This is a genomic window from Paenibacillus sp. FSL H8-0175 (assembly GCF_045040615.1).
In the GTDB taxonomy this organism is placed as follows: Bacteria; Bacillota; Bacilli; order Paenibacillales; family Paenibacillaceae; genus Paenibacillus_AQ; species Paenibacillus_AQ odorifer.
Genome location: NZ_CP150299.1, coordinates 4,190,462 through 4,216,344, shown reverse-complemented (window position 1 = coordinate 4,216,344; position 25,883 = coordinate 4,190,462). Strand labels below are relative to the sequence as shown.

The following is a 25,883-nucleotide window of genomic DNA, read 5'->3' as shown; positions in this document are numbered from 1 at the left end:
CAGGTTCTGCCTTTTTTTTGAATAGAATCAGTTCTTAACTCTTCCCATCATAATGGTGTTATACAATTTGCCGTCCGATAGAAGTTTATCTTTCTTTAAAATCCCTTCAATTTCAAAGCCAAGCTTTTGATATAGCTTAATAGCGTTGGTGTTCGTTTCCAGCACATTTAGGGTGATCTTTTGAATACCATTAGTGTCAGCCCAGGCAATCGATTCGGCGAGAAGATTTTTTCCAATACCATATCCCCAATAATCCTGCAGCACACATACTCCAAATTCTACTTTATGAGCAAATCTTTTTAAGGGATAACCTTCGCATCTGGAGAACGCAACGATTTGATTATCAACTACTGCGACTAGAAAAAGGTTATTATTTTTCTCAGAATCGGCTTGAATAAGCTGTTCAAACCCTTTTTCGTCAATAAAGGCTTCGCCTGGTTCCCGATCTAAATTCTCGGTTTCTCCATCGATCCGCACCCTTAATTCAGATAACACTTTAGCATCATGAGAGGCCGCAGATCTAATGCTGTATTGGATTCCATTCACTGTAAATGTTTGAGGATTAATGATCATATGTCCTCCGTGACGATGGGTGATGTTAGAATTATTGCTTCGATGCCCTCAATGATCCGAGTGAAATAAGCTGCTTCATGAGGCACAAAATGAGTCCGATCCACACTTTGTTGAATGTTGATTTTTTGTCCGTTTGAATCCACTTTGAAACCATTGATTTGTAGACTATGTATTTCTCCTTGCCAAAAGCTTCGGAAGTCGGCAAACTTTGTGATAACTATTCCTGCAACCTCTTCTTCTTGCAGCTTAAAATCGTCCAGAGGATAAGGATTGTTATAAACAAAAACATGCGCTCGTTCTTTATCGATAAGATTTTCTTTGATCATACTGTAAGGAATTGTACCTAAGGGAATCAGCTCATCAAAAGCTAGCTCCAAACCGAGTTCTTCTTGAACCTCGCGAATCCCGTCCTCTACCGTTTCGTGTGTCAGCAAATGTCCAGCGGCCGTGATGTCCAGCAATCCTGCATAATCTTGTTTCTGTTCACTACGAAGCTGTAAATAAATATAGGGGATTTCTTGGGTTTTGCTTATAAACCAGCAGTGGAAGGTCTCGTGCCAATGTCCTAACCGATGTACTTCTGCCCGTGGAGCTGTACCGATTCGGTGACCCGCTTCATCAAATATAGTAAGTATCTCATTATGCATAGAAAAGCTCCTTTGTGAAAATATCTACTGCTTAAAGCCTATCATAAAAACGATCGAATTGCTTAATGTCCCCAAGTGATTTTTATTGACATCGTTAAGAAATATATGTATATTTTTGGATGTTAATCAAAGGAGGAGTTAAATGAATTTAGTAGCCATGAAGCAGGATGACTTGGACACTTTAAGTGATGAAAGGTTAGGATGGGCCTGTATGGAGCCTACCTTTCAGCTGATTCGCGGAAAATCGCCATCGACCAAATCAGAAGTGATCTCGAAGCTCACAGAGGGGCAACAAGCCTTATGTATGTTCAGAGTGCTATATGGTCACAGCTGTAATTCCGAAGGGGAATATTATGCTTGGATTTCCTACATGCAAGACCTGCCAGGGTATTGGACAGGGGTGATAGGAGGCATACGATTTTTTGACGATTCACCCATGATTCTTTTGCTTCAGGAAACAAAGACATTTCTCGAGGAAAGAAATCATCGACTGGGTAAAGAGTGGGCGGATGCGGCCATCACGGATTTGGATCGAGACCCTCAGCTGTTAGAAGTAATTAGTGAGTTATTCGAACGATATAAGAACCTGACACCAAATACGCATAGAATTATCGGCGATTATATTCGCACTCATCCAGAGGAGTTTGTAGAAATAGGGTGTTCATAATTATGAATATGAAGAAACGTTATGTATTTCTCGTACTCATTTTTTTATTAATCGAAATCCCTGTAATTATTAATCTCTACCATAGTTATAATTCATTTGAGAATTTAGTGTTGGATCAAATCGATGAAACTGAAATCACCTCAATCGAGATTGAGAAATCTTTAGTGGATGAAAAGGTAGTGATTGAAGATCCGAAGGAAATTGAAAAGATCATTTATGCTTTTTCAGATGTAAAATTGAGAAGAAGTAGTGCTTTGGACAAATCTACGGAGACCTACTGGATAAGTATTATTGTAAATAACAGCTTGAGGTTTGGCATGAATCTTACGGATACTAACTTCCTGTATGTGACAGATCTTGATAAGAAGGACAAATACAGTTCGGGAAACTTTAGAATGACTAGTGATTTTGATGTGAATTCCATTGCAAGCTTATTTAAATGATGCGGAACGATCCACAACCACTGATACTGAGATTTTCGGACCCAGCTGCCCCTATTTGCGAATTTATCGTCTTTTGAGCAGGTTTTCGGACTCCAGCGTCGCTATTGCTCATGAAAGAGCTTATAATTGGTGTTTTTTGCACCAATAGCGGCTATGAGGTCCGATAGCTATCCAAATAGCGGATAAAACGGTGTATAAGGTCAGCTGAGTCCTTTAGCTGCTGCGTGTGCAGATCGGTCAGCTGAGTCTGATAGCTGCTGCGTGTGCAGATCGGTCAGCTGAGTCCTTTAGGTGCTGCATGTGCAGATTGTTCAGTTGAGTTCTTTAGCTGCTGCGTGTGCAGATTGTTCTGTTGAGTCCGATAGTGCTTCATATCCACACAAAAAATGGGTGCCCCTATGGGACACCCATTTTTATGGATTATCTAGCCATCCATCCGCCATCCACATTAAGAACGTGACCGTTCAAGTAGTCAGATGCTGCGGAAGCCAAGAATACAGCAGGGCCTTTAACGTCATCAGGCGTTCCCCAACGTGCTGCAGGGATACGGTCTAAGATAGAGTCCGAACGACTTTGGTCGGCACGGATTGGAGCGGTATTTTCAGTAGCCATATAGCCTGGTGCAATTGCATTGATGTTCAGACCGGAGCCTGCCCATTCATTGGCAAAAGCTTTAGTAAGACCCGCAACCCCGTGTTTACTCGCAGTGTAACCAGGGACATTGATTCCGCCTTGATAGGAGAGCATGGAGGCGATGTTAATGATTTTGCCGGATCCTCTTTCCAGGAAGTGGCGGCCTGCGATTTGCGACAGAAGGAAAACTGTGTTCAGGTTCAAATTGATGACATCAAACCAGTCTTTTTCACTATGATCTTTTGCCGGTGCACGGCGGATCATTCCTGCGCAGTTTACGAGAATGTCAACATGTCCGGTCAGCTCTAGCGCTTGGTCAAAAGTGCTTTGCAGCTTGCTGTGATCACTTAAGTCAGATTCGATACTAACTGCTTTTACTCCAAAAGCTTTTGCTGCATTTACAGTTTCTTCACTCGAATTAAGGGAGACAGACGCAACGTCTGCACCGGCTTCTGCAAATGCAAGCGCGATTCCTTGTCCAAGACCTTGAGCTGCGCCTGTTACAATAGCTGTTTTACCTGCCAAGCTGAATAATGATGACATATAAATTACGCCCCTTTATTGTAAATGGATTGTTATTCCGGGTTTACCCGCATTCAATGGTAACGCCTGCACTGCGGAACTGATCTGCCGTTTCGGGGGAGAGCCCTTTGTCCGTCAGAATCACGTCAACTTCTTGTAGGGAAGCAAAGGTACGCAGTGCAGTATGGCCGAATTTATGATGATCTACAACCGCGAATACCTTACGGGCTGTAGATACAAGGGCTTGCTTGAACTCAATTAAATCTCCGGTATAAATGGAGAGCCCATGCTCTATATGAATAGCAGTCGATGAAAGGAATGCTTTTTGAATATTAAGCTTTTGTACATAGGAGACGGCTTCAGGACCAGCCAACATATTACGGACACGATAACCACCGGGAACGACCAGACGGATGTTATCTTTGGGAACCAGTTCGCTGATGATGTATACATCATTGGTGACTACCGTTAGTGGCATATTGTCCAGACGCCGAGCAATTTCAAGCGTAGTGCTACCGCCGTCAAGAGCGATAATATCGTCCGGTTCAATATGAGCAAGCGCACGCAAGGCAATCTCCGTCTTCTCGTCAGAGTATTTATCCAGCGGATCCTTGGAGGGCAAAATACCAAACTGGTCGCTTTGTGCCAGCACAGCTCCGCCATGTACACGTACGATCAGCCCTTGTTCCTCCAGCCTGCTTAAATCCTCGCGTATTGTTTTTCCAGTAACCTGAAGCTTATCGCTCAGTTCATTCACCGTTACATCTTTTTGGTTCAGCATAACTTCCATAATCATCTCGTGTCGTCGTATCGGGTTCATCCGCCTGCCTCATCTTTCCGTAGTTGATTTATCTCTATTGTAATTCTTTCATGGATACGGGGTCCATATCATCATATCTTTTATTATCGCCAGCCATACTCCAGATAAAAGTATAGTTATGAGTGCCGACACCACTGTGGATGGACCAGCTTGGAGAAATAACAGCTTGTTCGTTATGCATTACGATATGGCGGGTTTCGTCAGGTTCTCCCATCAGGTGGAACACAACGGAATCGTCCGGAAGATCAAAATAGAAATAGGCTTCCATCCGGCGTGGATGGGTATGTGCTGGCATTGTGTTCCACATGCTGCCTGGTTTCAGTTGGGTCATACCCATAACCAGTTGGGCACTTTGCACACCATTTGTGTGAATGAAGCGGTGGATTGTCCGCTCGTTAGAGTTCTCCAGACCACCCATCGCACCGGATTCAGAATCGGCCAGTGTGGTTTTGGTAGTAGGGTAGGACTGATGGGCAGGAGCAGAATTCAAATAGAATTTAGCAGGCTTGGAAGCGTCTGCACTTTTGAAGACTACATCTTTAGAGCCTTGACCTACATAAAGACATTCTTTGAAATCCACTTCATATTCTGTGCCATCTACAACCACGGAGCCTTTACCACCGACATTGATGATGCCCAGTTCACGGCGTTCCAAGAAATAAGTAACCCCAAGTTCTTTAAGGTCAGTAGTTAGCGCAACCTCTTCTTTTACAGGATTAGCTCCACCAACGATCATACGATCTTCATGGGTTAGGACAAGCTTTAGCTCATCAGGAGCAAAAATAACGGGAATGTGGAATTCCTTACGGAGGCGCTCAGTGTCAAATTGTTTTACTTCATTAGGATGGGATGCGAAACGTCTTTCCATTGAATGTTCAATCTCCTTTGTGTACATATTATCGTTCGTATAGGTACACTTTAGTCCATTTATGTTCATTTTACAAGTACTAATCTTTTTTATTTCGTTTATTTATGTTTATTTATTGGTTTTTCCAATTGCAAAATGAACGGAAAGTGTGCACAATAGAGCTATTATGCTCGATTTTCATGAATGACGGAAGATGATATAAAACTGAAATGATGGAGGTTGAAAAGTAATGCCGGGGTTGAAAAATATCCAGAGTACTTTTAAGGAACGTCAGCAAGAAATTATTTTTAATATAGCACTGGAAGCAGAGCAACGCCCTTTATTGGAAAGTGGACTCTGGTTCCATGATGATGTGCGAAATAACTTTTATTATGCTTCGTATCTTTTTGCAGCGGCTGTTGATGATTCTTTTGAGCTGCCTTTTGATCGTGAGCAAGCGAAACAGAAAGCACAGGATGTGCTGCTGGAGATCTTAATGCTTCAGAACCGGCAGCCCGGCACGGAGTTATATGGTCATTGGCCGCTCGGTTTGAATCCGGTTCCGCGAGATGCGTCACCGCATGAGTTACCAGTGGAGCTTATGGGCAACCTGCTGGCGTATTTTTGCAAAAGATACGGAGGAGCATTAAATGCTCAACTTCGCATAGTTCTGAATACAGCGTTTGGACATATTTATCGCAGTGATTTCTACCGTAAGCCGGTGGTTACTTTTGGGCATCATGAAGCTAAATATACAGCTGCTAAGCTGATTTTTGGCACCCTGTTTGCGGATGAAATATTGCTTGAGGATGGCCGGCAGAGTCTGAAGGATACGCTGGCTTATATTCGTACTAAAGGGATGCCGGAATACGGCAGTCTACCGTGGTTTTGGCATTGGGTGCAGGCATTCACCTGCGCGTTGGAACTTGTCCCGCCTGAGGATACGGAGCTTACTACGAGCCTTAAAGAAATGCTTGACCATTTATGGAATGTACGAGCTGAATTCTATCTGCGTGGCGCTTGGGTTGGTGCGCATTCTAGAGGCTGGCCGCATGATGTTCCCGGCGATGCTAATGTACTTCATGATTATGTTCAGTTTGGAGATTTCCAGCTGCCTGAGAGGATGCCGCGCACTGAGTATGCCGGTTTATTATTCTATCAAGCATCCGATGAAATATTAGCCGCAGCTATGAATCGCCAGATACCAATGGAAGTAGGGAAGATTACTCAGAAGGTTGTCCCAACGGATCCACAGCCGCAGCCTTTGCTTCATTCCTATGCTTATATTACAGAGGAGTTTGCAGCAGGCGGGATGTGGGAGCGGGTTGAGGAATTCGATAATGAGCAGCTTCGCTGGGCTTTTTCGTTACCTGTGAGTGGAGAGGGAAGCGCAAATCAGCTGTATTTCTTCCACCCGGGACAAGGCTACAATGAGGGAGATCCCCGCCATCAAAGCCGTTATATGGAGGTTCTCTATCACAAGAATGTCATCATTTCTTTATTCCCAATCCCCCAGGGTGAGAAGAATACGATCATCGGTGTACTTCCCCAAGGGGAATGGAAACAAGAGCCGTATACATTGTACGGGCAAGTTGGTGAGACGTATTTTGTTATTTATTTATCTCACCCTTATCAGCTGCAGGAACGGTCCAGATTCATAGAGGTATCCGTCGCAGGGATGCCGGGCGGTGTGATCGTTGAAGCATTGGGCATTAAGAAAGCTGCCGAATGTGGTATTATTGGTTTAGAGGCTTTTGCCGCAGCTATGGCTCATAAAGAAAGGAATTTCGAAGTGGGAGAGGTATTAGCAGCGAATTATACCAACATGGATGGTGAAAGCTTAGTTTTGAGTATTAGTAGGGAGTTAGAATTACCGCAAGCTCAGCTTAATGGAATTCAGATCTCATTAGATCATTATTCAGTATAAAAAAACACAATTACTGTGATAAATAGTAATCCGAGTCGGCCTTTTTGGCCGGCTTCTTTAATAAGGAGCTACATGAAAGGATGTGATGCCCCATTGCACAGCCCGCAATAGATACCTAAGTATCCGTAAACGTGATTTTGTCCAAAATACTTATAATTGGGGTGAGCGACGATTTATCTGGATAAACTAGACCTAACGATTTGGTAATTCAATCCTCCCTAAGCACATTTCCCTTTAGAATAGCGGTGTCAGGTTACTAAATAGTAATTAATTACATTAAACCCTATTTTTCTGAGAGACATTTGTCACAATAAAGGTTAATATCTAAGTGAGATAGAAATGATTGCGCTTACTTATTTTCTAATAAACCTAATCATAATGAATGCGAGGGATATAACAGTGATTGAAACTGAATTTCGTGTAGAAAATGACTTTCTAGGCAGTAAACAGGTAGATAAGAACGCTTATTATGGGATTCAGACACTACGCGCAGTCGAGAACTTTCCTATTACGGGCTATCGGGTTCACAAAGAGTTAATCAAAGCGATGGGGATTGTAAAAAAAGCCGCTGCGCTTGCAAATATGGAAGTTGGCCGTCTCTATCGAGGGCTTGGAGAAGTTGTAGTGAAAGCAGCAGAAGAAATCATCGAGGGTCAGTGGCATGAGCAATTTATTGTAGATCCTATACAGGGTGGTGCGGGTACCTCGTTAAATATGAATGCGAATGAGGTTATTGCTAACCGTGCCTTAGAACTGCTTGGCCATGAAAAGGGAGAATATCGTCACTTAAGTCCCAATTCACATGTAAATATGGCGCAGTCTACAAATGATGCGTTTCCGACGGCAATTCATATTGCCACACTTTCACTGCTGGAGCAGCTGCTTGTAACGATGCACAGAATGCATGATGTGTTTGCGGTAAAAGCGGATGAATTCGATCCTGTGATAAAAATGGGTCGGACACATCTTCAAGATGCAGTGCCGATTCGTCTGGGTCAAGAATTCGAGGCTTATCGCAGAGTGCTTGAAAGAGATATCAAACGTATTGAGCATACACGCCATCATTTGTATGAAGTCAATATGGGAGCAACAGCAGTGGGTACAGGATTAAATGCTGATCCTCGTTATATTGAATTGGTGATAGAGCACTTAGCTGAGATCAGTGAATTGCCGCTCGTAACGGCAGATCATCTCGTCGATGCCACCCAAAATACGGATGCCTATACAGAAGTGTCTGCTGCTCTAAAAGTGTGCATGATGAACATGTCCAAGATCGCTAATGATCTGCGGTTGATGGCCTCCGGTCCGCGGACGGGGTTTAATGAGATTTCATTGCCTGCACGCCAGCCTGGATCTTCAATTATGCCGGGCAAAGTTAATCCGGTTATGGCAGAGGTCATTAATCAGGTGGCTTTTCAAGTCATAGGGAACGATCATACGATCTGTCTGGCTTCCCAAGCGGGTCAACTGGAGCTAAATGTTATGGAGCCAGTGCTTGTGTTCAATCTTATTCAGTCCATCAGCATCATGAACAATTCCTTCCAAGTCTTCACAGACTTCTGTCTGGCTGGGATTGAAGCCAATAAGGAAAAGCTTGAGCGGGACGTGGAGCGGAGTGTCGGAATCATTACGGCTGTGAACCCGCATCTGGGGTATGAAGTGGTATCGCGGATCGCTAGAGAGGCGATTTTGACTGGGGAATCTGTACGGGAATTGTGCATTAAATATAATGTGCTGACCGAAGAAGAGCTTAATCTGATTCTGGATCCATACGAAATGACACACCCGGGAATTGCAGGAGCAGCTTTATTGCATAAAGAGTAGGATGTTCCGGAGGAGTGAGCTTTTTGCTTGGAAAAAGAAAACCCCCGCCACCGTTTAAGGTGACAGGGGGAGAGCTTAAATATGTTTTTAATTTATATGAATCTACTTCGCGATTGTCTGAAGTAGGTTCTTTTTTTACATTTCAGGCTTAAAAGAAAAATAAAGAACGTAACAGGCCGCGTTTTCTTGGCGGAGCCGTTAGTCTGGTAGTGGCAGTGGACTGGGAATTTTCATAAGAGGTGAGCGGTTTGCCGTTAGACACTTGCAACGGTTCTATGGATGCCGCGATTTGCTTGATCATTATTCGTAGGTCCTCAAGCTCCTCACGCTGCTGGAGCAGTTGGATCAATACTACTTCATCGGCTTTTTGATCGAGTGCACGTTCAACATTGTTGATGCGAGACAAGATATCCTTCATAGGCTCAGCATCTGTGTGCTGTAGTGGATTTTCCTGTTGTGATGTGGAAATTTGCTGCTCATTCGTGAGTGTGAGTTGTATACATTCCAAGGCCTCTCCGTGATTAATACGGTCTTTAATATGATTGAGCAGGTCGATTTGCTGCTCCGAGAAAACATAATGGCCAAATCGGTCTTTTGGAAAAAAATCAGGGAACATGGCAGCCCAACGTTTAATTGTGGTTAGACTAACTGACAGCAGCTCTGCGGCATCTTTTGTTTTTAGAATATCCATTTCGATTCCTCCAGTTCACGTAGTCATGTTATGAGTAATATTCGTTGTCCAGCAGCGGCTCCCTGCACGGATGACAAAGGTAGTGCGTATTCGCTAAACAAAGTGTAATTACGAGCAATCTCACCCTTTTGGATTTCACTATCTTGCTTTTCCATTCCAAATTGAGTACAGATGAGCCTGCTCAGGGGTATAATTGCATTAGAGGTGAAGGCGATGAACAGGATTGAAGATGAGGAACAAATGACTGAGGAGCAATGGCAGGCTATTTTGCAAAACGATGTTGCTTATAACGACATATTTTTTTATGCGGTGAAGACTACAGGAATTTTTTGTCGACCCTCCTGCAAATCCAAAGCACCCAATCGGGAGAATGCGTGTGTTTTTCAGAATGCTGAACAAGCGCTGGCAGCCGGATTTCGTCCTTGCAAAAGATGTAAACCGACAGGTGAGCGTCTTCCTGATAAGGAATGGGTAGCTGTGATGACGGAGTACATTGATCATAATTATATGGCCCCCCTCACCCTTGAAACGTTAGCTGAGGTATGTCATGGCAGTCCTTATCATTTACATCGAACCTTTAAGAAAGTAACAGGAATCACTCCCGTGGATTATATACAGCAAAAGAGAATCGCTAAGGCATCTGAGTATTTGCTTACTACAGAGCAGGCAGTTGCTGAGATTGCATTACGTGTGGGTCTGCCCAATACATCATATTTTATTACTTTATATAAGAAAAAAACGGGGTATACACCCACACAGTTTCGTCAGCTTAACAAACAGAAAGTAACGTTGGCTTCTGATTTTATTTTGGAGGGACCGAATCATGGAGAATAAAAAAAATGCTATTCTATACTGGACATTATTAACCGATAAGGATTGGAGTTTTTATATTGCAGCCACTGAGAAGGGGTTAAGTTATGTGGGTTCGCAGCAGCAACCCTTTGAGGAATTAAGCGAATGGGTTAGACGTCGTTTTCCGGGGAGTGAACTGGTGCAGAACGATGAGAAGATGGCGCCTTATGTGAGGGAGCTTAGTGAATATTTGCAAGGGAACCGGCAGAGCTTCGGCATTCCTTTTGATTATCAGGGAACTCCATTTCAGCTTGCGGTGTGGAAGGCGTTATGTGAAATTCCATATGGACAAACCTGGTCCTATTCGGATATTGCCACACATATTCAAAGACCAGCTGCGGTGCGCGCGGTAGGGACTGCCATTGGCGCGAATCCGATTCTGATTATGGTGCCCTGCCACCGGGTTATTGGTAAGAATGGGACATTAACAGGATACCGGGGTGGTTTGGATATGAAGACCAAACTACTTCAGTTGGAGAGAGGAGAGTATACAGCAGATATATGAAAATAGAGTCCAATTACACCTCCCCAAAAACCTTACTGAATAAAGGAACAGGTTATCTGTCAGGCTACAGTCATTCCTTAAATCCATATACGGGCTGCACTTATGGCTGTTCCTATTGTTATGTACGTCAGATGCCTGTCTCGCTGTTCCGCAAAGAGGAGTGGGGGAAGTGGGTAGATGTTAAACAAGAAGCGGCTGCAATTTTACAAAAAGAACTGCACAAAGCGAAGGCGAAAGGTCCCGTCTCTATTTTTATGTCGTCAAGCACAGATCCCTATCAACCGGTAGAGCATAAGGAAGAGGTGACGAGATCTTTACTGGAGGTTATGGTTCAAGATCCGCCCGATTTCCTATTCGTGCAGACGCGTAGTCCGCTGGTTCGCAGAGATATAGATTTATTATTACGTTTAGAGGATAAGGTTCGTGTAAGTATAACTGTAGAAACAGACCGAGAAGATATTCGCCAAAAATTCACACCAAGCGCTCCTCCCATTGCTGCAAGACTGAAGACGTTACAGCTTTTACGTGAAGCTGGCATCCCCATTCAAGCTACTATAGCGCCAGTACTGCCAAGCAGTCCAACTTTTCCAGCAACCTTAAGGGCTTTGGTGGATAGAGTCTGTGTGGATGACTATTTTATGGGCGACGGCAGCGGCGGCAAACGCACACGGAGATTAGGGATTTATTCCCTATATGAAGAGCTGCAACTGGAAGATTGGTATGATCCTGCAGCATATCGCAGAGTGTATGAAGGACTTCAGCAAGTTTTTTCCGAAGAAGAGCTATTCTTGAGCCAGAAGGGGTTCGAGCCTTAATCTGAAACATGGTATAATAAATGAGAGCATTCATACTTAGTATTTAATATACTTAATATCCGTAATAGCTTATTGGAGGATTAGTGTGGCAAAAGCAAAGGTGGCCAAGCGGCCCACAAGAGATGAATTTGTGCTTGAGGAGTTAGGTAATCAGTTAGTTGAAGCTAAGCAAGAAGGTTCTGAGATTTTATTGACCGTATGGGGAAAAGAAGAAGAGGTACGCGGCATGATCGTGGAAATGGATTCGCGAACCGGGAAAGTACACCTCAGTAACCATGAAGAAATCATAAAAGTTCCTTTTATGGATATCATGCAGGTTAATTATCCCAGAGATTAATGGGCACGGCAGCAACAGGAGGTCCTGAAAGCTATCATAGCTTTGGGGCCTCTTTGATCATAAAGGTAAGGAATAGAGGATATAGAAAGGGAGGTCAACAATGCAAGTAACCAAAACCAACGCGATGCGAATGCTGGATGCCAAAAAAATCGGCTATGAAGTGTTCGCCTATGACAATGAAGATGGACTAATCCATGGCACGGCTGTGGCTGAGAAGATTGGAAAGGCGGCAGAGACGGTTTTTAAAACGTTGGTCGCTCATAGCGGTGCAAATCTTTATGTATTTGTTATCCCTGTTGCCGAAGAGCTGGATCTCAAAAAGGCGGCCAAAGCCGCCGGAGAGAAAAAAATTGAGATGCTGCCAGTGAAGGATCTGCAGAAATGGACAGGGTATATCCGCGGTGGTTGTTCACCTGTTGGAATGAAGAAGCTGTACCCCACGTTCATTGAGAGCAGCGCAGAAGGGCTGGAAACAATGGCTGTCAGCGCTGGGAAGATTGGCCAGCAAATGGATGTAGCCCCACAGTTACTCGCTGAGGTTGTACATGCGAAATTTACAGAACTAATCAAATAGCCGAGCAGCAAGCTGGCCTAAATATTCCTTCAATGCTAACCCTGTTGTGGAGATCGCTCCTGGGGATGGACTGAACTTGGCGGGCTGCAGTGCAATATCAGCGCTGGCGATATAATCCGTAGGATAGGCTTGCGCTGTTAGCCCTGCATTCTTAAAGTGCAACATCGCTCGGGACATATGAAAACCTGAAGTAACTAGTATAGGTTTTATAAGTCCGGTTTGTTGCAGGATGGCTGCGGTATTTACAGCGTTTTGCTCCGTGTTGAGGGATTGATTTTCGATCAGGATGTCCTCTTCGGGTATGCCCAGACCCAGTAGTTGTCTTTGCGCGATATCCGCTTCATTACCACTGTCGGAGAATACTTGTCCGCCAGAAAATAAGATTGGCAGACCTGTCTGCCGATGGAGGCGAACAGCAGTAAGCAGGCGATTTGCCGCTGATCCGTATAAATTGCCCTCGCCGTCTATATCCGGTGTGCCAGAGCTGGCGCCCCCGCCGAGTACGACGATGACATCTCCTTGCAAAGTTTCCGGCTGCGGATATTTCCGTTCTAGACTGCCGATCAGCGCATCGCTGACTAAGGGTGTCATGGAGAAATACATTAATAGTGTAACCCCGAGTAGAACTAGTGCTGGCCGGCGGTTTTTTTTCCATAACCAAATGACTAAACCTAGCAGAAGCACGATAAACAGGCCGGGAGGAAGCACAAAGCTGTATACAAATTTGATGATGTAAACCAACAGTATCAACCGCCTTCTAAAAATATAAGTTCAGGTTGTATTGTAACATGAGATTGCAAGATTACATATTTACATGCGTATCCTTATACAAAACGGATATTGCCGCAGCTATCAGAATCATCCCCATAAAAGCGGGTGCAGTATGGCCAAGTGATACATATATTTGACCTCCAATCACAGGCCCGATCATTCTTGCTAAAGCCTGAATAGATTGGCTACCTCCTTGAATCCTCCCTTGTTCACTAGAATCGACAAACTTGGAAAGCATCCCATTGAATGAAGGCCCAAAGATCGAATCCCCAAAACCAAATATAAACATTCCAGCGATAAAAAGCGGATAGTATGAGAACAAAGCAGATAATGCAATAAGGCTGTAGCCTATAATCTCCGAAACCATTCCAAGAATTGCGATCTGTTTATCCCTAAATTTCAGCAAAAGCTTAGGCATGATGAAACCCTGTGAAATGATGTCTTGGAAGCCCATAATTGAAAACATCAGTCCGATTAGTGCAGGCTTCCAGCTGAAAGTATCCATTGTGAATTGTGAAAAAACAGCCTGTAAAGATCCGTTGGGTATCCAGAGTAAGAATGCTGAGACCAGTAGCCTTTTTAAGTTTTTTATGGACAATATGCTTACAAGCTGTGTAAATGGATTCAGTCTTACCAAGGTAATCTCTTTTAGTCTATTGTTCTTGTCAAGGCTCTCAGGCATAAAAAAGAATCCGTAAACAACATTTAATAAGGTTATTATTGCTCCGAAATACATAGGTACAGAATAACCAAATTTGGCAAGTAAACCGCCTAGCGTTGGACCAATGACGGTGCCTACTCCTACAACCGCACTCACCCAGCCAAAGTATTTGGGTCTCTGTTCTGGAGGAATGATGTCAGCAAAATAGGCGAAGATAGTACCTATGCTTCCGCCAGTTATACCTTCTATTATACGTCCAACAAAAAGTACCCATAACGCTCCTCCTATCCCAAAAACTAAGTATCCAATCGCGGAACCCAAAAGGCATACCAAAAGTAATGGACGACGCCCATATTTGTCGCTCAAAGCTCCAAGTGCAGGGGCTGCAAAAAATACGCAGACTGCATAAACAGACGTCAGCAGCGTGACAACTATAGCCTGTTCTCCCGGATTGCTTATATAAGGCTGCACTAAAAATGGGACAACGGGCATGATGATACTGAAGCCTATTCCGCACAGAAACACAGAGATCAAACCGAAGATTAGAGCGTGTTTATCTACGGTTTGCTCTGTGTTCTGTTCATTATGTGATCTGAATTTGAACATTAAATTCTCTCCTCAAAAGTTGATGTTTTGATTCCTTGGAAACAAATCTGGTGTATCACCATTTTTATCACGGTTTTGTTTCCGTGTCAACAAAATAATGACCATAAAAATGCAGCCTTTCTCATAAGAGCCCGGCTGCATGGAGTTTCATTTTCATTATTCGAATTTATTCGGATTAAAATCTATACCCTGTTTCTTTATTTCTGCATCCAAATGCCTACTATACTTTTCTACGAAGCTAAGCATACTGTCAAATTGCTCCTCAGTTACCTGCTCAAATACGGCTTTATCCCGCTCTTGGAACTCTTTGTGCAGGTCCTCATGGATTTTATAAATTACTTTCCCTTGCTCAGTAAGCTTAAAATAGATTTCTTTTTTGTTATCCGATTTTTGGTAGCTTTCGATGAGGCCCTTTTGGATGAGCTTCTTAGTTAATTTACTTATGGCACCGCGAGTCATATAAAAGGACTCTGCAAGTTTTGTGACGTTGGAATCTGCATTTTTTTCAATGTATTCGATGCAATGTACTTCAGAAGGTTTATAACCCTTAAGACTGTCTTCCATCTTATCCCTATTAAGCCAAACCATCTTGTTATATACGTCCCTGAAACCCATCATGACCTGATCTTCTTTGTTCATGGCCTGTCCTCCCAGCGCTCTTACATTAACAAATTATATTGATTTTTTGTTTCTATTTCAACAATATTAAAGTTGAGGATAGTTTGTTTCATTGAACTTTAGATAAAAATAACAGGTGAGTAGTAACAAGCGTAGATATAATATTCTTAAGAAACTGCGGTTTCTTCTTAAGAAAGTTCATCCGCTTGAAGCTGCACCAAAGATTGTTTGTCTGTTATCATAAGATTAAGATGATTGGACAGCTGTGGGATGATTTCTCTAAGGTAGGAGGACTGCATAGTGAAGAGTATTCGGGTACTGCTCGCAGATGATGAACCGGTGATTTTGCGAGGCCTAAAAAAACTGATTTCATGGGAGAAGCTTGGACTAACCATTGTTGGAGAGGCCAGTGATGGAATTGAGCTGAAACAACAGATCGAGGATTGTGATCCTGATCTGATTATTAGTGATATAAGCATGCCAGGATATACAGGGATTGATATCATCCGCGAAATTCATGAAGCTGGCAGAGCGGTGAAGGTTATTTTTATAAGCGCTTATCAGGAGTTTACGTATGCCCGTCAAGCACTGCAATATGGTGCGCTGGATTATTTGGTGAAGCCCGTGAACAAAAATCAGCTGGAACAGGTTGTGAGCAAAGCCGTCTCCCTTATTCGTCAAGAAACAGAAGGCGAGCGCAACAAAGAGAAGCTGAACCATTATGAACAGAGAAACCGCAGATTAACGATCGAAGAATTGCTCGACAAGCTGACGGACGGCAATAAGGGAACAGCAGACACCTTACTTGATATGGGGATTATTGCGCTAAGTCGCTACGTCAGTATTTGTTTGGTAGAGACGGACGAGTCGTCGGGGCAGCCTTCCAGATGGGAAGAACGCGAACGTAAGCTAATTGATTTTGCACTGTCTAACATTATTAAAGAAACCGTGGAGCAAAGCGATAATAGCTATATGTTCCGTAAAGGGGAACGTTTTTGTATCCTGCTCCAGCATGAATATGCTGAGGAACCAGCGAGAATTGCCTTAGACCTCCATGACAAAATTACAAGTTTTCTGAAATTAAAGGTGACTCTTGGGGTAGGCAATCCTGTTGACGGTATGGATGATGCTGATGAATCTTATCGCCAAGCTTTGAAAGCGCTAAATTATAAATATTTTACAGGGCCTAATCGTGTGATTCCTGTTAAAGAGAGCAGGTATGAGAGTGAATCATTGATTCAAGCTCCGCTGCATGAAATCCAGTCCGCCCTTGGGATTGCCATGAAATTACAACACAAAGAACAAATTGAGCAAGAGTGCCTGCGATTATTTCAGACGATCCGGCAGACGGCAGGCGGGAATAGAAACCAAGCCGTTTCTACCGTATACAATACATTCTTGCAGCTTGAACAAGAGCTTATTCAATTCGGTGTGGAGGCAGGTCCATCACTTCAGGATACAAATCCGATTCTTGAACGATTGGCTAATTATTCTACCTTCCAAGAGGTGGAGGAAGATTTCCGTGTGCTTTTGAGCAAAATGTCCGGGCAAATTGGCAGTCGCATGGGCAGTAAGGAACTGAAGCAGCTATCCCAGGTGAAGGCTTATATTGAGGAGCATTATCCAGAAAATATTACACTGGAATCTATGGCAGGGATGATGTTTATGAATTCCTATTATTTCAGCAGCTTTTTCAAAAAACATACCGGACAGAACTTTAAGAATTATGTCACTGAGGTGAGGATGAATCATGCCCTTCGTTTATTGCTGCAAAGCGATATGATGGTTTATGAGATTGCCGATAGTGTAGGCTACAACAATGCCCGGCATTTTAGCGATATGTTTAAGAAGAAATATGGCAAGCTGCCACAAGAATATAAGCAATCCTTCAAAAGCCAATAGTCAGATGGATAGCAAAGGGGATGCCTTCATTCATGTTTATCTGGGGCCGAAGATCCAAAAGTATATTTGTTAAATTCTCCGCTTCCTTTTTATTAGTCGGCCTAATTCCGCTTTTTGCACTTAGCTACATTTCTGTGCAGACGTTTTCCGGATATGTCGAGCGTTACACAACAAGCAATTTGCAGCAAATGGTGCTATATATGAGCTATAACCTGAATTCAGCCTTTAATCAGTACAATGAGGTCTCTAAGCTGATGTATACGGGACGATATGAAGGTTTTATCGAGAGTTATTCGCAGAATCAAACCTATAATGTAAATGAGCTGGAGCAGATCAATACGATTCCTATTGAAACCTTTCTAAAAACAGTTCTCTACAGTGATTCCTACATCACCAGTGTTTATTTTCATAGGGAGTCAGACGATAAGCTCTACTATCAGGAAAAAGAAAACAGAGGGGGCAATTTTGATTTGCTGCCTTATCAAGAGTGGTTAACTAAAATGGCTCCAAATCCTTCACAAGTGGCAATTTTCCCTACCCATTCCGAAGAATATTATACAGGTTCAAAGCGCAGTGTGTTCACCATCGGCCGTACTTTAATTGATATTTCCGGGCGTGTCACCAAAGATCCCAAGATAGTTGGGACCTTGTTTATGGATGTGGATGTTTCGTTATTTAATCAGTTCTTCAGAGAATTAAATCTGGGGGGACAGGATGAATTATTTCTGCTGGATGGCGACGGAAATGTATATTTCACGAATGAGACAAGGTCAGCGAATGGAGAGGCTTTTCGGGCTAAAAAGGACGAGGAGATGATCGTTCTCAGTGAAGAGATTCCTTTTCTTAAAGGCACGGTGACTGCCAGAATTCATCGAGCAAATTTATTCGATCAGCTTTTTTCAGCCCGTACGACGGTGTTTATAGCGATGTTTATTTGTGCGATTGCAATGATCATCATGGGCGTCTGGTTCTCTAGGCGGCTGGCTGCTCCGATTCGGAACTTAATTAAGCAAATGGCTATCGTAGAATCCGGTAATTTGGATACCCAGATGGTCGTGAACAGCAATGATGAAATGGGTAGACTTAGCCATGGTTTTAACCGAATGGTCGAGCGTTTACAAGCCTATATCGATGAAGCTTACGTTGCCCAGATCAAGCAGAAGCAAACGGAGTTAAATGCTCTGAAGAGTCAGATTCGTCCGCATTATTTATACAACACCCTGGAAGTCATTCGAATGAATGCGGTGGATAAAGATAATGATGAGGTCGCAGATATGATTTTATCACTCTCTAACCAGTTGAAATATGTAATCGACTATGGAGAGGACAGGGTAAGCATACGACAGGAGCTGGAGCATCTACGGGATTATTTCTATATTATCTCTGTGCGGTATGAGAATAAATTTGAGCTTGTAGTCGATCTCTCACCCGAAGTGGATCTGAACTGGTACATTCTGAAATTGTCACTTCAGCCGATAGTTGAAAATGCTATCCAGCATGGCTTACGCAGTCAAGGCAGAGGGACAGTTGGATTGACGATCGAAAAGAAAGATGAAATGCTGTTGGTTACGATCTATGATGATGGAATCGGTATGAGCAAGGAAAAGGTACAGCAGTTGGCTGAAACCTTGGAAGAGCCTAGTTCGCCTAGCAAAAATGTTGGACTAAAAAATGTACATGAACGAATTCGTACAGTGTACGGTGCAGAATACGGGGTATCTATCAGCAGCCGGGAGCATATTGGGACATCAATTCTATTGTTGCTTCCGATTGTAGAGGATCCGTATAAAATCTCGGATTCGGAGAATGCGTAAAGGATAGACGATGAACGGAAGACTGCGGTCTTTCGTTCTTTTTTTACTTATTCTTAAATTCACCGCATATCCCGCTTAAAAAAGTTCATTCTAACTATTTATAAGGAATGCTATTCTATTAGCAACGGAAACGCTTTCGAGAGATGATGCGCACATCTTGCTTCAGTTTCCACGGTTCACTAAAAGGGGAGGCTATTATGATATGTACAAAAAAACAATGATGAAACTATCCGTATTGTTACTTGCCACAACAACAGTTTTGACTGCTTGCGGTGGAAATAATAATAATGCAGGAAGTAAGGCAACTAATACGCCAGCATCCGAGACGCCTTCAAATACACCGCAAGAGACCAAAAAAGAGGTTAGCTTTACGATAGGTTACGCCTCCGGAGATCCGGCCACCAAAAAAGCTATCTCAGATACGGTCAAAAAGTTTACTGCAGCTAATCCAAATGTCACTATTAAAGATTTGAGCGAAACTTCATCCGCTGCCTATCTTGACTGGCTGAAAACCAAGGATGCTGTGGGTGAATTCCCGGACCTGGTGGAAATGCGGGATACAGAAGTTTTTGCCGATGCGGGTAAGATTGTAGAGCTGCCTTCCGATCTGCTAGATTTGTTCGAAGCCCCTCCACAAGTGGATGGTAAGGTGTGGAACGCACCGCTACAAGTGAACGCTCCCCAAGGGATTATCTACAGCAAAAAAGCCTATGCGGATGCAGGGATCACCGAGCTTCCAAAAACCTATGACGAATTCATCGCCATCCAAGAAAAATTGAAAACATCGGGCATTACTCCGATTGTAGTAGGCGGAAAAGATATTTTCCATATGGGCTTTTGGGTTAACAAATTCCTGATTGATGAGGTCTACTCGAAAGATGCAGATTGGAACTCCAAACGTACCGCTAAAACGGTCAGCTTCACTGATGCTAATGTAGTTCAAGGCATAACGGACTTCAAAGAATTGTTCAAGAATTATGTCGATAAAGGTTGGCTCAGCACGGGCGACAATCAGACCGCTTCGATTCTTGTTTCTGGCAAAGCAGCACAATTGTACTCCGGTACGTGGATGTTTACACAAATCGCTGAAGCAGACCCGAACTTTGAATTTGGCTTCTATGCTCTTCCTGACCGTGAAGGGAAAATCAATGTCATAGGTCTTCCGTCACCTGCAGGCTGGTCTTTATCGGCTGAAGCCGCTAAGGATGCAGACAAAACAGAAGCCATCAAAGACTTTATCCGTTTCTTCTTCGCCCCAGAACAGTATTCGAACTATTTAGCAACGATAAATGCGATTCCTTCAACAAAAGAGAAAGTAACCTATGACACAAGTGAACAAATGCAGGTGGCTTTGGATCTTATTGCTGACCCGAATGTAGTGAAATCGTTGGCGATCAATAACTGGTGGGGAGACAATCTAATCCCTCCACAATTCCGTAACTGGTACTACAAGCTGTTGCAGGATCTCGTGGTAAAAGATGGAGATGTAGCGAAGTACATGAAAGATGCGGATACAGAGTATGACAACCAAGTGAAAGCTAATCAGATGTAAGAGCAGCGCCTGAACGAGCAACCTCTGCTGCTGCAGAGGTTCTCTTTTTAACAAGCGCGGTCTTTAAGGGAGGGAGAGTAGCCATGGCTACATCCGCAGTAAATGCTGACAAGTCATTGATAGGCACTGTGCAGCACAAAAAGAAAAAGAAAAAATGGCAGTCCTACGCTCTGTTGTTTATATTACCATCATTTATTTTGTACACCTTGTTCGTTATCGTCCCTACGGTAGGCAGTGTCTATTTAAGTTTCACCTCATGGGATGGCATTAGCGACAACGTAAGGTATATCGGCTTCGCTAACTTTGTGGAAATTTGGAATAGTCCAAGGGTGCATAACGCACTGAAAAATACGATGATCATGACTATTTCACTTGTTGTTTTAGAGAATATTGCAGCAATTGCAATGGCTATGATGGTCGATAAGGTACGCTGGTTCCGGAATTTATTCAGAAGTGTATTTTATTTCCCTACGTTGCTTAGTGGAATCGTAATGGGTTTCGTCTGGGCGATGATCCTGAATTACAACTTTGGTGTATTTAATCAGATTCTGGAGTCTGTTGGGCTTGGAACCTGGATTGTGGATTGGTTGGGCAATCCTAAATATGCGATGCTGTCGATTATTTTGTCTACCGTTTGGAAAGGCGCGGGGTATTATATGATCATTTATCTCGCTGGATTGCAAGGTATTCCGCAGGAATTGAATGAGGCGGCCAGTATTGATGGAGCAGGGGGCTGGCAACAGTTCCGGCATATTACCTTTCCGCTGCTTGCGGGGTCAATGACTGTATGTATGGTATTATCGATGATCAGCGCCTTGAAGATTTTTGATCAGATTGCCGTCATGACGGATGGTGGTCCGGGCTTTGAGACGGAGACATTAACTTATATTATTTATAAGGTTGGGTTTGGTGAATTAAGACAAGGTTTTGGTACTGCGCTGGCGATGGTCTTGTTCTTAATCATACTCATCATTACAGTCTTCCAAGTGAAGGTTCTCCAGAAGCGGGAGGTGCAGCTCTAAGATGACGATGCAGACACGCAAAAGAGTTGGGCAAATCGCACTTTTCATTGTTACATTATTAGTGGCTATTATCTTTTTCTTTCCTATTTTCTTTAATTTGATGTCAGCCTTCAAGAGTAATGCAGAGATTATGAAGGATGCCATTGCTTTTCCGAAAACCCTTTATCTGGACAGCTTTAAATATCTGTTAACCGAAACAGAGTTTCCACGGGCTATTCTGAATAGTCTGATTTTGACAGCATTTTCTATTGCGGCACAGGTCTTGATTATTCCGATGGCGGGCTACGCAATTGAACGCAGAAATGCCAGATGGACCCGGTTCATGTTTGTTTACTTTTTAGCAGGAATGATGATCCCTTTTCAGGCGTATATGATTCCTCTGTTTAAAGAGCTTAGAATGCTGGGGTTATACGGCAGCCTTGCCGGTCCAATTCTAATTTATGTAGCCGGTGCGGTGGGCTTTGGGTGCCTGCTGTATACAAGCTTTGTCAAAGGCATTCCTAGAGAAATTGAAGAAGCGGCAGAGATCGACGGATGTTCTCGTTATGCGATATTCTGGAAAATTGTTTTCCCGCTGCTAGGACCCGTCACAGCCAGTATGGTGGTCTTAAACGGACTTGGAATCTGGAATGATTTCCTGATGCCGATGCTGGTATTGCCTTCAGGACAGGCTAAAACTATGGTCGTGGAAATTTACCGTTATATCGGAGAATTCTCCTCACGTTGGGATATGATTTTTGCAGGAACAGCAATGTCGGTTGTGCCTGTGCTGATTGTGTTTATCGCCTTGCAGAAGTATTTTGTTAAGGGGATTGCGTCTGGTGCAACGAAGGGTTAATTCATAAAAAGGGATATATCCTGTAACCACTTAGTGGGCTGCAGGGTACATCCCTTTTTTTTGTATGCGAAACAATCACTAAAGCGTATTTGGATTCGCGGTTAAACGGCGGTAGCCCATTGGCGGGAGACCTGTCCAGCGTTTGAATTGCTTGCTGAAATGGGACACATCCCGGTATCCTAGCCGGTGGGCGACCGATTCGACAGATAGACTATTATCCATTAGCAGCAGTTTGGCGTGACGAATGATCAAGCGGGATAAATATTGTCTTGGCGACATGCCATAAATTTGGTGGAAAACACGATTGCAGTGAGTTGTACTGTATCCGAGTTTTGCCGCAATGTGCTCAATACCGCCGCCTCTTTCGCCTGTGCTTGCAGCAGAGGAGACAGATCCTTGCAGCAATCCTTCGATGGCGTTAGCTAAGGCGACGGTATTTTCCGTAGCTTCTGTATCTGCCAGGAGGGGCATCTCCGAAAGTACCCAGCCGCTGAGCGCGGTTAGAAGTTGCAGCGAAGCATGCAATGTAATCAGGCGATTTCTGTGTGTGTCCTTTGACTCTGACAGGATGGAAGAATTTATGATGACATCTAGAGCGGAACGAATGGCTCGCAGCTCCGGGGTATTGCCACTTAGACTAACAGCGTCTGCTGTTAATAAAGCTCGCCGTAAAATCAGATCATCAATATCAAAATGTAGGCAGTAATAAGTCATGTCACGACTAGCATTCGAACCGAGGCTGCTATGTTCTACACCGGGACGAATGAACAAAATATCACCGCTTTGCTGGATAAAAGATTTATTGCCGACCGTCATATGTTGCTCACCCTGCAGTACAACGTTAATCTCAAACATAGGATGAGTGTGTACGGGATATTGCCAATCCGGATTTACTTTTCTCCAATGCGCGGCGAAGATATGGAAAGCCGCTTGGATGTCTGGAGACATCTGGCCATCAATAGAATTATGAAAAGCGGGATCATTCGAGATCATTTCAATCCTCTTTTACTGTAAAGTTTGGCTTCATTATAACATAGGTTTTTATCGATGTTTGATTTGCCCAAATAAAAGAAGGCTTTAACCCTGTTGTACTTCCGGAAAGATCGATAACATGGAGATATAGCCCGGAGGTATCCGGGACCATGCTGGAAGGAGTGTTATTATTTATGGCGCATAATCAATTTTTTAATGCCCATCATTCACCGATTGGTGCATTTGCGAGTTTCACTTTAGGATTCAAAGGAGCTAGTGGAGGTTTCGATCTGGAGATTGGAAAACCACCTAGACAAAATATATTCATAGGATTAGAACGTGCTGACGGGAAGGGATATGATACACTGCCATTTCATGAAATCGGGGGTGAGGACGAAAGCAAACGTTATGATATTGAGAATCCGGATCCTAATCCTGACAAGGAGAATATTCTGTTCCCTTTTCAAGAGAATAAGATTTCCAGAGATTTTCATGTAGCCACAGACAGCTGGAGTGCGGGTGATTTGACCTTCCGGATTCTGTCCCCCGTTCGTTCTGTACCGGATCCAGAAACTGCCTCTATAGAAGAAATGAAGGATGTGCTGCTGCCTGCAGTGCTGGTTGAACTCGAAGTGGACAACTCCTCATCCGCCACCTCGCGCGGTGCATTCTTTGGTTTTCAGGGAACAGATGTGTATAGCGGAATGAGAAGACTGGATGATGTATCATCGGAGATTACAGGCGTTGGCCAAGGAAGATTTATTGCGATTGCTGCGGAAAAAGGAACTGCAAAGTCCGCACTGCATTTCACGATGGAGGATATTCTAACGGAGGAGCTGCAGGAGAATTGGACCTTTGGACTGGGACGAGTCGGCGCTTTGATCATGGATGTTCCAGCCGGAGTAAAAGAAACTTACCGCTTTGCTATTTGTTTTCACCGTTCAGGTTATGTCACCTCAGGAATTGATGCTTCTTATTACTACAATCATTATTTCAACAATATAGAGGCAGTGGCTGAATATGCATTAGCTAGATTTGATATCCTTAAGCAAGAAGCGGAGCAAGCTAACGATAGATTTACTCATGATGACCTATCCGCAGATCAAACCTTTATGTTAGCGCATGCGATTCGTAGTTATTATGGCTCCACGCAATTGCTGGACTACAAGAATAAGCCATTTTGGATCGTCAACGAAGGCGAATACCGGATGATGAATACCTTTGATCTTACCGTCGATCAGTTATTTTATGAGCTGCGTTTGAATCCTTGGACTGTACGTAATGAACTAGATATGTTCGTGGAAAGATTCAGTTACGAAGATACGGTGCGTTTCCCGGGTGAGGATACAGAGTATCCAGGTGGAATTAGCTTCACACATGATATGGGTGTAGCCAACGTAGTTTCACGTCCGGGATATTCTGCTTATGAGGTCTATGGCATTGATGGTTGTTTCTCACATATGACACATGAACAATTGGTTAACTGGGTGCTGAGTGCAGCAACTTATGCAGAGCATACAGGCGACCGCGGCTGGATGGAACGTAATCTGAGTATTATGGAGAAATGCCTGGATAGCATGGTAAATCGCGATCATCCAGATCCTGAACAAAGAAATGGTGTCATGGGGCTTGATAGCTCACGTACGATGGGCGGAGCCGAAATTACTACGTATGACAGTCTGGATGTGTCTTTAGGTCAGGCTCGTAACAATATTTATCTGGCAGGAAAATGCTGGGCTGCTTACTTGGCTATGGAGAAAATATTTGCAGAGCATGGGCGTGCGGAACAGTCCAAAACAGCAGGGGATCAGGCTGAAAAATGCGCCGCAACAATGGTGGCAAGTGTTACAGCAGACGGGTATATTCCGGCTGTCATTGGAGAAGGCAATGACTCCAAGATCATTCCGGCTATCGAAGGCCTTGTCTTCCCTTACTTTACAGGCTGCAAAGAAGCTCTTGATCGTAATGGACGGTTCGCCGCCTATATTGGCGCACTCGACAAGCATCTGCATGCGGTGTTACAGCCGGGAGTATGCTTATTCGAAGACGGAGGCTGGAAAATCTCTTCAACCAGCAATAATAGCTGGCTCAGTAAAATCTATCTCTCCCAATTCATCGCCCGCAGCATTCTGGGACTGGAATGGGAGGAACGGGGAGCGGCAGCGGATCGTGCTCACGTAGCTTGGCTCACCCATCCGGAGCTTTCCATCTGGAGCTGGAGCGATCAGATTATTTCCGGTGAGATCACGGGCAGTAAATATTATCCGCGTGGCGTTACAGCGATTTTGTGGTTGGATGAGAAATAAGAATAGATAGTTTCAATAAGTAGAAACGGAATATGCAAAAATACTAAGAGGGGGCTACCCCTCTATTTTGCTGTTTCGAAGTATACACCTTTTGAAGCTGAGAGGAAATTAATATAGCTTTTACAGCTCATTGACGCGGAGCGT

Annotated in this window: 26 protein-coding genes; 15 read left to right on the top strand and 11 right to left on the bottom strand. The window is 43.6% G+C overall.

From position 1 onward, the window contains the following. Positions 1-27: 27 nt before the first annotated feature. On the bottom strand, positions 28-573 hold the full coding sequence (locus tag MHH46_RS18695) for a GNAT family N-acetyltransferase (protein WP_076129818.1): 546 nt from the start codon (positions 571-573) through the stop codon (positions 28-30). Further along, positions 570-1,220: an NUDIX domain-containing protein gene (locus MHH46_RS18690; protein WP_076190947.1), complete on the bottom strand. Its 651-nt coding sequence runs from the start codon at positions 1,218-1,220 to the stop codon at positions 570-572. Before MHH46_RS18690 ends, MHH46_RS18695 begins: the two co-directional genes overlap by 4 nt. A gap of 142 nt (positions 1,221-1,362) precedes the next feature. On the opposite strand from MHH46_RS18690, the gene MHH46_RS18685 reads away from it, so the two are divergent. Next, positions 1,363-1,887 carry a hypothetical protein gene (locus tag MHH46_RS18685; protein WP_076190950.1) on the top strand — a complete coding sequence of 175 codons (525 nt, stop codon included), beginning with the start codon at positions 1,363-1,365 and terminating at the stop codon, positions 1,885-1,887. A gap of 2 nt (positions 1,888-1,889) precedes the next feature. Further along, complete coding sequence (locus MHH46_RS18680; protein WP_036688330.1) at positions 1,890-2,330, top strand: hypothetical protein; 441 nt, start codon at positions 1,890-1,892, stop codon at positions 2,328-2,330. A gap of 420 nt (positions 2,331-2,750) precedes the next feature. Here the strand turns inward: MHH46_RS18680 and kduD are convergent, their stop codons facing one another. The 3 genes from kduD to kduI are packed head-to-tail and all read right to left on the bottom strand — an operon-like array spanning position 2,751 to position 5,173. Continuing rightward, positions 2,751-3,506: a 2-dehydro-3-deoxy-D-gluconate 5-dehydrogenase KduD gene (gene kduD, locus MHH46_RS18675; RefSeq protein ID WP_036688326.1), complete on the bottom strand. Its 756-nt coding sequence runs from the start codon at positions 3,504-3,506 to the stop codon at positions 2,751-2,753. A 43-nt stretch (positions 3,507-3,549) separates the two neighbouring features. Further along, the gene (locus MHH46_RS18670; RefSeq protein ID WP_076129821.1) at positions 3,550-4,305 is read right to left on the bottom strand and encodes a DeoR/GlpR family DNA-binding transcription regulator; all 756 of its coding nucleotides are present in this window, start codon (positions 4,303-4,305) and stop codon (positions 3,550-3,552) included. A 34-nt stretch (positions 4,306-4,339) separates the two neighbouring features. Further along, entirely contained in the window at positions 4,340-5,173 is an 834-nt protein-coding gene (gene kduI, locus MHH46_RS18665) for a 5-dehydro-4-deoxy-D-glucuronate isomerase (RefSeq protein ID WP_036688322.1), read from the bottom strand. A gap of 229 nt (positions 5,174-5,402) precedes the next feature. On the opposite strand from kduI, the gene MHH46_RS18660 reads away from it, so the two are divergent. Together MHH46_RS18660 and aspA are read left to right on the top strand one after the other, a co-directional pair. Beyond that, entirely contained in the window at positions 5,403-7,079 is a 1,677-nt protein-coding gene (locus MHH46_RS18660) for a hypothetical protein (RefSeq protein WP_076190952.1), read from the top strand. Between the two features lie 399 nt (positions 7,080-7,478). Beyond that, on the top strand, positions 7,479-8,903 hold the full coding sequence (gene aspA / locus MHH46_RS18655) for an aspartate ammonia-lyase (RefSeq protein ID WP_405132505.1): 1,425 nt from the start codon (positions 7,479-7,481) through the stop codon (positions 8,901-8,903). Positions 8,904-9,051: 148 nt separating this feature from the next. On the opposite strand, the gene MHH46_RS18650 is transcribed toward aspA, so the two are convergent. Further along, the gene (locus tag MHH46_RS18650) at positions 9,052-9,594 is read right to left on the bottom strand and encodes a MerR family transcriptional regulator (RefSeq protein ID WP_076182537.1); all 543 of its coding nucleotides are present in this window, start codon (positions 9,592-9,594) and stop codon (positions 9,052-9,054) included. A gap of 23 nt (positions 9,595-9,617) precedes the next feature. After that, positions 9,618-9,749 carry a hypothetical protein gene (locus MHH46_RS18645; RefSeq protein WP_405132504.1) on the bottom strand — a complete coding sequence of 44 codons (132 nt, stop codon included), beginning with the start codon at positions 9,747-9,749 and terminating at the stop codon, positions 9,618-9,620. Between the two features lie 58 nt (positions 9,750-9,807). Here MHH46_RS18645 and MHH46_RS18640 point away from each other — a divergent pair, with 58 nt between their 5' ends. The 5 genes from MHH46_RS18640 (at position 9,808) to ybaK (ending at position 12,677) form a co-directional block, all read left to right on the top strand. Continuing rightward, a complete protein-coding gene (locus tag MHH46_RS18640) occupies positions 9,808-10,428 on the top strand; it encodes a bifunctional transcriptional activator/DNA repair enzyme AdaA (RefSeq protein WP_076129824.1) in 621 nt (206 codons plus the stop codon). After that, positions 10,418-10,951, top strand: a complete 534-nt coding sequence (locus MHH46_RS18635; RefSeq protein ID WP_076190954.1) for a methylated-DNA--[protein]-cysteine S-methyltransferase — start codon at positions 10,418-10,420, stop codon at positions 10,949-10,951. Before MHH46_RS18640 ends, MHH46_RS18635 begins: the two co-directional genes overlap by 11 nt. Next, the gene (locus MHH46_RS18630) at positions 10,948-11,766 is read left to right on the top strand and encodes a radical SAM protein (protein WP_076182526.1); all 819 of its coding nucleotides are present in this window, start codon (positions 10,948-10,950) and stop codon (positions 11,764-11,766) included. The genes MHH46_RS18635 and MHH46_RS18630 overlap by 4 nt, the downstream gene beginning before the upstream one ends. Before the next feature lie 85 nt (positions 11,767-11,851). Beyond that, the gene (locus MHH46_RS18625) at positions 11,852-12,103 is read left to right on the top strand and encodes a YolD-like family protein (protein ID WP_036688306.1); all 252 of its coding nucleotides are present in this window, start codon (positions 11,852-11,854) and stop codon (positions 12,101-12,103) included. A 100-nt stretch (positions 12,104-12,203) separates the two neighbouring features. Continuing rightward, complete coding sequence (gene ybaK / locus MHH46_RS18620) at positions 12,204-12,677, top strand: Cys-tRNA(Pro) deacylase (RefSeq protein WP_076129827.1); 474 nt, start codon at positions 12,204-12,206, stop codon at positions 12,675-12,677. Here ybaK and MHH46_RS18615 read toward each other — a convergent pair. From MHH46_RS18615 to MHH46_RS18605, 3 genes are all read right to left on the bottom strand, one after another. Further along, the gene (locus MHH46_RS18615) at positions 12,666-13,418 is read right to left on the bottom strand and encodes a YdcF family protein (protein WP_076190957.1); all 753 of its coding nucleotides are present in this window, start codon (positions 13,416-13,418) and stop codon (positions 12,666-12,668) included. The two genes, ybaK and MHH46_RS18615, sit on opposite strands and share 12 nt — an antisense overlap. Before the next feature lie 61 nt (positions 13,419-13,479). Further along, positions 13,480-14,715 carry an MFS transporter gene (locus MHH46_RS18610; protein ID WP_076190959.1) on the bottom strand — a complete coding sequence of 412 codons (1,236 nt, stop codon included), beginning with the start codon at positions 14,713-14,715 and terminating at the stop codon, positions 13,480-13,482. A 156-nt stretch (positions 14,716-14,871) separates the two neighbouring features. Next, a complete protein-coding gene (locus MHH46_RS18605) occupies positions 14,872-15,354 on the bottom strand; it encodes a MarR family transcriptional regulator (RefSeq protein ID WP_076190962.1) in 483 nt (160 codons plus the stop codon). Positions 15,355-15,633: 279 nt separating this feature from the next. Here MHH46_RS18605 and MHH46_RS18600 point away from each other — a divergent pair, with 279 nt between their 5' ends. The 5 genes from MHH46_RS18600 (at position 15,634) to MHH46_RS18580 (ending at position 22,461) form a co-directional block, all read left to right on the top strand. Beyond that, the gene (locus MHH46_RS18600) at positions 15,634-17,235 is read left to right on the top strand and encodes a response regulator (protein ID WP_076190964.1); all 1,602 of its coding nucleotides are present in this window, start codon (positions 15,634-15,636) and stop codon (positions 17,233-17,235) included. Positions 17,236-17,267: 32 nt separating this feature from the next. Further along, the gene (locus tag MHH46_RS18595) at positions 17,268-19,049 is read left to right on the top strand and encodes a sensor histidine kinase (RefSeq protein ID WP_076190967.1); all 1,782 of its coding nucleotides are present in this window, start codon (positions 17,268-17,270) and stop codon (positions 19,047-19,049) included. A 202-nt stretch (positions 19,050-19,251) separates the two neighbouring features. Continuing rightward, positions 19,252-20,601: an ABC transporter substrate-binding protein gene (locus MHH46_RS18590; protein WP_076190970.1), complete on the top strand. Its 1,350-nt coding sequence runs from the start codon at positions 19,252-19,254 to the stop codon at positions 20,599-20,601. A gap of 83 nt (positions 20,602-20,684) precedes the next feature. After that, on the top strand, positions 20,685-21,623 hold the full coding sequence (locus tag MHH46_RS18585; protein ID WP_076129834.1) for a carbohydrate ABC transporter permease: 939 nt from the start codon (positions 20,685-20,687) through the stop codon (positions 21,621-21,623). Between the two features lies 1 nt (position 21,624). Then, complete coding sequence (locus MHH46_RS18580; RefSeq protein WP_175619013.1) at positions 21,625-22,461, top strand: carbohydrate ABC transporter permease; 837 nt, start codon at positions 21,625-21,627, stop codon at positions 22,459-22,461. Positions 22,462-22,539: 78 nt separating this feature from the next. On the opposite strand, the gene MHH46_RS18575 is transcribed toward MHH46_RS18580, so the two are convergent. After that, positions 22,540-23,454, bottom strand: coding sequence for a helix-turn-helix domain-containing protein (locus tag MHH46_RS18575; protein WP_076129835.1), 915 nt, complete (start codon positions 23,452-23,454; stop codon positions 22,540-22,542). 173 nt (positions 23,455-23,627) lie between these two features. Here MHH46_RS18575 and MHH46_RS18570 point away from each other — a divergent pair, with 173 nt between their 5' ends. Further along, positions 23,628-25,739, top strand: a complete 2,112-nt coding sequence (locus MHH46_RS18570) for a glycoside hydrolase family 52 protein (RefSeq protein ID WP_076191049.1) — start codon at positions 23,628-23,630, stop codon at positions 25,737-25,739. The last annotated feature ends 144 nt before the right edge of the window (positions 25,740-25,883 follow it).

Excerpts from the sequence above, each read along its gene's own strand:
- MHH46_RS18695 (WP_076129818.1), bottom strand. The coding sequence starts at position 573 with ATGATCATTAATCCTCAAACATTTACAGTGAATGGAATCCAATACAGC.
- MHH46_RS18690 (WP_076190947.1), bottom strand. The coding sequence starts at position 1,220 with ATGCATAATGAGATACTTACTATATTTGATGAAGCGGGTCACCGAATC.
- MHH46_RS18685 (WP_076190950.1), top strand. The coding sequence starts at position 1,363 with ATGAATTTAGTAGCCATGAAGCAGGATGACTTGGACACTTTAAGTGAT.
- MHH46_RS18680 (WP_036688330.1), top strand. The coding sequence starts at position 1,890 with ATGAATATGAAGAAACGTTATGTATTTCTCGTACTCATTTTTTTATTA.
- kduD (WP_036688326.1), bottom strand. The coding sequence starts at position 3,506 with ATGTCATCATTATTCAGCTTGGCAGGTAAAACAGCTATTGTAACAGGC.
- MHH46_RS18670 (WP_076129821.1), bottom strand. The coding sequence starts at position 4,305 with ATGAACCCGATACGACGACACGAGATGATTATGGAAGTTATGCTGAAC.
- kduI (WP_036688322.1), bottom strand. The coding sequence starts at position 5,173 with ATGGAAAGACGTTTCGCATCCCATCCTAATGAAGTAAAACAATTTGAC.
- MHH46_RS18660 (WP_076190952.1), top strand. The coding sequence starts at position 5,403 with ATGCCGGGGTTGAAAAATATCCAGAGTACTTTTAAGGAACGTCAGCAA.
- MHH46_RS18650 (WP_076182537.1), bottom strand. The coding sequence starts at position 9,594 with ATGGATATTCTAAAAACAAAAGATGCCGCAGAGCTGCTGTCAGTTAGT.
- MHH46_RS18645 (WP_405132504.1), bottom strand. The coding sequence starts at position 9,749 with ATGGAAAAGCAAGATAGTGAAATCCAAAAGGGTGAGATTGCTCGTAAT.
- MHH46_RS18640 (WP_076129824.1), top strand. The coding sequence starts at position 9,808 with ATGAACAGGATTGAAGATGAGGAACAAATGACTGAGGAGCAATGGCAG.
- MHH46_RS18635 (WP_076190954.1), top strand. The coding sequence starts at position 10,418 with ATGGAGAATAAAAAAAATGCTATTCTATACTGGACATTATTAACCGAT.
- MHH46_RS18630 (WP_076182526.1), top strand. The coding sequence starts at position 10,948 with ATGAAAATAGAGTCCAATTACACCTCCCCAAAAACCTTACTGAATAAA.
- ybaK (WP_076129827.1), top strand. The coding sequence starts at position 12,204 with ATGCAAGTAACCAAAACCAACGCGATGCGAATGCTGGATGCCAAAAAA.
- MHH46_RS18610 (WP_076190959.1), bottom strand. The coding sequence starts at position 14,715 with ATGTTCAAATTCAGATCACATAATGAACAGAACACAGAGCAAACCGTA.
- MHH46_RS18605 (WP_076190962.1), bottom strand. The coding sequence starts at position 15,354 with ATGAACAAAGAAGATCAGGTCATGATGGGTTTCAGGGACGTATATAAC.
- MHH46_RS18595 (WP_076190967.1), top strand. The coding sequence starts at position 17,268 with ATGTTTATCTGGGGCCGAAGATCCAAAAGTATATTTGTTAAATTCTCC.
- MHH46_RS18590 (WP_076190970.1), top strand. The coding sequence starts at position 19,252 with ATGTACAAAAAAACAATGATGAAACTATCCGTATTGTTACTTGCCACA.
- MHH46_RS18585 (WP_076129834.1), top strand. The coding sequence starts at position 20,685 with ATGGCTACATCCGCAGTAAATGCTGACAAGTCATTGATAGGCACTGTG.
- MHH46_RS18580 (WP_175619013.1), top strand. The coding sequence starts at position 21,625 with ATGACGATGCAGACACGCAAAAGAGTTGGGCAAATCGCACTTTTCATT.
- MHH46_RS18575 (WP_076129835.1), bottom strand. The coding sequence starts at position 23,454 with ATGATCTCGAATGATCCCGCTTTTCATAATTCTATTGATGGCCAGATG.
- MHH46_RS18570 (WP_076191049.1), top strand. The coding sequence starts at position 23,628 with ATGGCGCATAATCAATTTTTTAATGCCCATCATTCACCGATTGGTGCA.